Origin of the sequence: Microbacterium sp. B35-04, assembly GCF_010634885.1 — a bacterium.
Classification (GTDB): Bacteria; Actinomycetota; Actinomycetes; order Actinomycetales; family Microbacteriaceae; genus Microbacterium.
This window is the reverse complement of sequence record NZ_MWLP01000113.1, coordinates 1-4,705: the sequence shown is the minus strand read 5'-3', so window position 1 is coordinate 4,705 and position 4,705 is coordinate 1. Positions and strand designations below refer to the sequence as shown.

Annotated in this window: 4 protein-coding genes; all 4 read right to left on the bottom strand. The window is 72.4% G+C overall.

The window, feature by feature from the left end; genetic code table 11:
* A partial coding sequence (locus B1729_RS19005; protein ID WP_163634358.1) for a hypothetical protein occupies positions 1–189 on the bottom strand: 189 nt, incomplete at its 3' end.
* Complete coding sequence (locus B1729_RS19000; protein ID WP_163634356.1) at positions 186–2,702, bottom strand: transglutaminase-like domain-containing protein; 2,517 nt, start codon at positions 2,700–2,702, stop codon at positions 186–188. The genes B1729_RS19000 and B1729_RS19005, both read right to left, overlap by 4 nt.
* Positions 2,699–3,961, bottom strand: a complete 1,263-nt coding sequence (locus tag B1729_RS18995) for a DUF58 domain-containing protein (protein WP_163616537.1) — start codon at positions 3,959–3,961, stop codon at positions 2,699–2,701. The genes B1729_RS19000 and B1729_RS18995 overlap by 4 nt, the downstream gene beginning before the upstream one ends.
* Positions 3,961–4,705: AAA family ATPase (locus tag B1729_RS18990; RefSeq protein WP_163634354.1), on the bottom strand; the 745-nt coding region annotated here is incomplete at its 5' end. The genes B1729_RS18995 and B1729_RS18990, both read right to left, overlap by 1 nt.

The following is a 4,705-nucleotide window of genomic DNA, read 5'->3' as shown; positions in this document are numbered from 1 at the left end:
GGAGGCGAGGACGACGGCCACCGCGAGGCTCGCCGAGTCACCCGTCGCGCCGACGCCGAAGACGATGGGCACCGCGACCCCGACCAGCACCGCCGCCATGCCGTAGGCGACCCCGAGGTCGATCGCGAACGCCCCCACACGGCGTCCGATGGTCGCCGCGGGGGCGGCGACGGGCGGGCTGGTGGTCATTCGGTCTCCTGCGGGGGGTGGGTGGGTTCTGCGGCGCGGCTCCTGCGTGTTCGGCGAAGCGCGCGCTTCGACGGCGCGTCGTCGGGCGCCCCGGGCTCGGTGGCCGTGCCCTTCGCCGCAGGCTTCGCCGCCCGGGGCGGGGCCGTGAGACGTGCCGGCAGAGCGAAGCGGGTGCCCTCGAGCAACGATCGGATGCTGAGCCGCGCGCGCAGCCGCTGCCACAGCGACCGCTCCTTGCCCATGCCACCGACGATCTCGTCGACCTGCGTCCAGAACGCCTCGATGTCGTCGGGCGTCGGCTCGGTCGGACCGAAGACCTCGAGATCCGCCCGGGTCGCCAGCGTCGCGACGCGGGGCTCGGCGAGCGCCGCGGTGAGCACGCCCGCTTCCTCCTGACGGGTCGCGCCGGGACGAACCGGGGCGCCGTAGTCCGTCGCGCGGTCGACGAGCTCGTCCCAGCCGCCGCTGATGCGGTCGGACGCGCGCTCCGCGTCGCGACGCTGGCGCCGACGGGTGGCCTTGAGCGCCCCGATCACGATGAACGGCGCGAGCAGCACCGCGAGGAGACCCAGCACGCCGACGCCGATCGACACGATGGTCCACAGCAGGCCCAGGTCGAGGCCGTCCTCGTCCTCCGACCCGCGGTCGTCCGCAACGGTCGGCGGCAGGTCGACGGGCTCGGCCGGCGGCGGCGGTGGCTGCAGCACCTGGGGCTTCGGATCGGCCTTCGGCTTCGTCGTCTGGTCGCTCGGCACCTGGTCATCGGGGGGCGTCGGGTCGAACGGCACCCAGCCGGCGTCGTCGAACGCGACCTCGACCCATGCGTGCAGGTTGTCGCCCGTCGCGGTGAAGACCGGTTCGCCGGCGGCGTCCTCTTCGGGGTAGAACCCCATGACGACGCGGGCGGGGATGCCCACCTGTGCGGCGAGGAGCGCCATGGCGGTGGCGTACTGCTCGTCGTCGCCCACCATCTGCTGCGAGCCGAGCAGCGTCGCGATCCTCTCTGCGCCGTGCCCGGCACGCGAAAGCGGCTGACCGGCGAGGCCGTGGCTGAAGTAGCCGCCTTCCGAGAGCATCAGCTCCAGGGCGCGCACCTGTTCGACGGGAGTCGTCGCCTCGGCGACGGTCTTCGACGCGATCTCGGCGAGGCTCTCCGGCACGCCCTCCTGCTTCGGCATCCTCAGCGGTGCGAACGCCTGGTCGGCGAGCTGCTCGTCGCTCGGGACCTCGGGGATCACCGCGTCGATCGTGTAGGCGTCGCCCTTCTCGAGGCCGGCCGTCACCACGCCTGTCTCGGTCGCCTCGTTGTAGTGCGCGGTGCGTCGCAGGTCGTCCGCCCGGTCACCGTCGAACGTGACGCTGCGCGCGGCGCCGGCATCCGGCATCCACACGCTCTCCAGGGCGCCGATCTCGACGTGCACCTGCGCTTCGGTGCCCTCGGCATCGGCGGACATGTTGGTACGCGCAGGCGAGAACGCGCTCGAGGAGCCGCTGCCCTCGTCCGAGACGTTGTAGACGGTGCCGTTGTAGGCGTCCATGGTGGCCAGGCGCACACGCGCACCCTCGGGCAGGCCGCTGGCCGTGAAGAGCGCGTCCTCGGGGTGATCGCGGACATAGGCGCGGAACGACTGCAGCGGGCTCGCGAACTCGCGGATGTCGAACGGCGGGATCACGACGTCACGCAGCACGTAGCGGGGAGATGTCGGTGCCGCGAACCCGCTCGTGGCGATGCCGATGACCGCGGCGATGGCGATGACCGCCGCACCCGACAGCACTCTGCGGATGCCTGCGCCCGAGCTGGCGGAGCCTTCGCCGACCGAGATCGCCGCCGCTTGCGGCTGCCAGGCCTGGCGCAGGGCCAGCCAGACCACGGCGACGAGCCCGAACACGACGCCCTGGACGACCGGCACGAACGGCTCGGAGGTGCCCAGCGCGATCTCGATCGCGAGGAACGCGGCCGCGGGGATCAGCGACCATGCCGCGTTGCGCAGCCGCAGCGCGAGGGAAGTCGTCAGCACGGCCACGACCAGCGTGAGGATGAACGGCACGATCAGGTGGCCGTCGTCTGTCGCGACCGGCGCGATCGTGGTGAGCAGCTGCTTCCATGACATGAAAGTGCCGAGGGCGAGGAGGCGCAGCGTCTCGAGCGTCGGAACGACGCCGGCGACCGTGGTGTTCGGCAGCGCGAGAGCGCCGCCGAACAGGAAGTAGGCGATGACGGTGGCGCCCGTCAGGAGGAGGATGCCCCATCGGAACAGCGTGCCGAGGACGCCCAGCGCCAGGCCGAGCACCAGTCCGCCGAGGGCCGCGACCAGATAGCGCGCGCCGTCGAAGGTCGGCCAGAACCCCACGATGGGGATGAGGAGCAGCAGCGTCACGGCGCCGAGATCGAGGATCCATCGGCGCAGCGGCACAGATTCGCGTGCAGCACGCGGCGCGGGGACGCGCGGTGCGGCGGAACGCGTCGTCGGGGCGGATCCCGCACGCGACAGCGGAGTGACGGGGGCGGTCATGCGAGGACCTTCCGCAGCGCGTTGGGCAGCTGCTCGAGCGCGCCGAGCGTCACGACGTCCGCCTCACCGATGCGGCGCAGCGACGGGGCGGCCTCGCCGGGAGAAGCGACCACCGCGAGGACACGCGCGCCGAACGGGAGGCGGCTGCAGGCGCTGCGCAGGTCGTTGGCGTCGACCCTGCTGCCGCACACGAGCACCACGACGCTCGCGAGGGGAAGGGTCGCGGCCACCACGCCGGCGAGGTCGACGACGGTACCTGCGCGCGGCTTGGACTGACCGAGCGCCGAGAGGGAGTCGAGGAACTGCTTGCCCGTGCCGGAGGGCAGGGCGCGCTCCTGCACCCGCACCTCGACGCGGTGCGAGTCGCGGAGTGCCCGCAGGCCGAGCGAGCCGGCGGCGGAGATCGCGAGCTCGAACTCCGCGTCGTCGCGATAGTCGGCGGGGCTCGTCGAGAGGCCGATCACGAAGTGGGAGCGGCGCGTCTCCTCGTACTGGCGCACCATCATGTGGCCGGTGCGCGCGGTCGACTTCCAGTGCACGTGGCGCAGGTCGTCGCCCGGCTGATACTCGCGCAGGGCGTGGAACGACACGTCGTCGGGCGAGAGGTCGGTGGCGGGAAGGCCCTCGAGGTCGCGCAGGAACCCGAGCGACTGGCCGTCGAACAGCACGGTGCGCGGGTGGACGAACAGGTCGACCGGCTCGTCACGACGGTGCACGCGCTCGAACAGACCGAGGGGATCGCCGCGCACGACGCTGACCGGCCCGACCTTGACGACCGCGCGGCGCGACGTGGGGATGGCGAACAGCTCCTCCGCGGATTCGCCGGCCGCCAGCCGCTGCACGTCGAAGATGCCGCGACCGGCGCCGACCGGCAGCAGCACGCGGGACGGAAGGATGGCGCGCGATCCGGTGTTCGAGAGGGTCAGCGCGCCGATGGCGCGCTCGCCCACCACGACGCGCGTGCGGTTGAGGTCGAGCGAGACGTCGTAAGCCGTGCGTCCGATGAGGAACAGCAGGCACAGCAGCAGCACGACCGCGATGGAGACGGCCGCGACCGTCAGCTCCCACCAGCCGAGCGACCGCCCGGCGATCCACAGCACGATCGAGCCCGCGAGAAGCACCCAGGCGGCGGGGCGCACGACCGCGAACACGCGTCCGAGCACGACGCCGGCGCGGCGCAGCGCGTCCAGCGCCAGCTGCCCATACCAGGCGCGACGGTCCTCCGTAGCCGCCGCCTGCCCGAGTGCCTCCGTCGTCATCAGGCCGCGGACCTCGCCTGCGGGGCGGCGATCGACTCGAGGACGCGCGCGACGACGGTCTCGGCCGACGTGCCCGCAAACTCCGCCTCCGGGTCGAGCACGAGGCGGTGGGTCCACACCGGCGCGACGAGCACCTTGATGTCGTCGGGCAGCACGAAGTGGCGCCCCTGCGCGGCTGCGTACACCTTGGCGATGCGGATCATCGCGAGCGAACCGCGCACCGAGACGCCGACGCGGGTGGCCTGGTCGTCACGGGTCGCCTCGGCCAGCTGCGCCGTGTAGCGCAGGACGGCGGGGTCGACGTGCACGGTGCCGGCGAGGTCGGCCATGTCGGCGACTGCGCCCGTCGTGATGATGGCGGGAAGGTGCGCGGACGGGTTGCGGTCGGCGGCTCCGGCGAGGATGCGCTCGGCCACCGCGAGGTCGGGGTAGCCGATCGAGGTCTTGATCAAGAACCGGTCGAGCTGGGCCTCGGGCAGCTTGTACGTGCCCGCCTGCTCGATGGGGTTCTGGGTCGCGATCACGAGGAACGGGCGACCGACGTCATGGGTGACGCCGTCGACCGTGATCCGCGACTCCTCCATGACCTCCAGCAGCGCCGACTGCGTCTTCGGCGAGGCGCGGTTGATCTCGTCGGCGAGCACGATCGAGGCGAACACGGGCCCGCGGTGGAACTCGAACCGGTGCGAAGCCTGGTCGTAGATCGTCACGCCGGTCACGTCGGACGGCAGCAGGTCGGGCGTG

Coding starts and splice junctions, on each gene's coding strand:
- B1729_RS19000 (WP_163634356.1), bottom strand. CDS start 2,702: ATGACCGCCCCCGTCACTCCGCTGTCGCGTGCGGGATCCGCCCCGACG.
- B1729_RS18995 (WP_163616537.1), bottom strand. CDS start 3,961: ATGACGACGGAGGCACTCGGGCAGGCGGCGGCTACGGAGGACCGTCGC.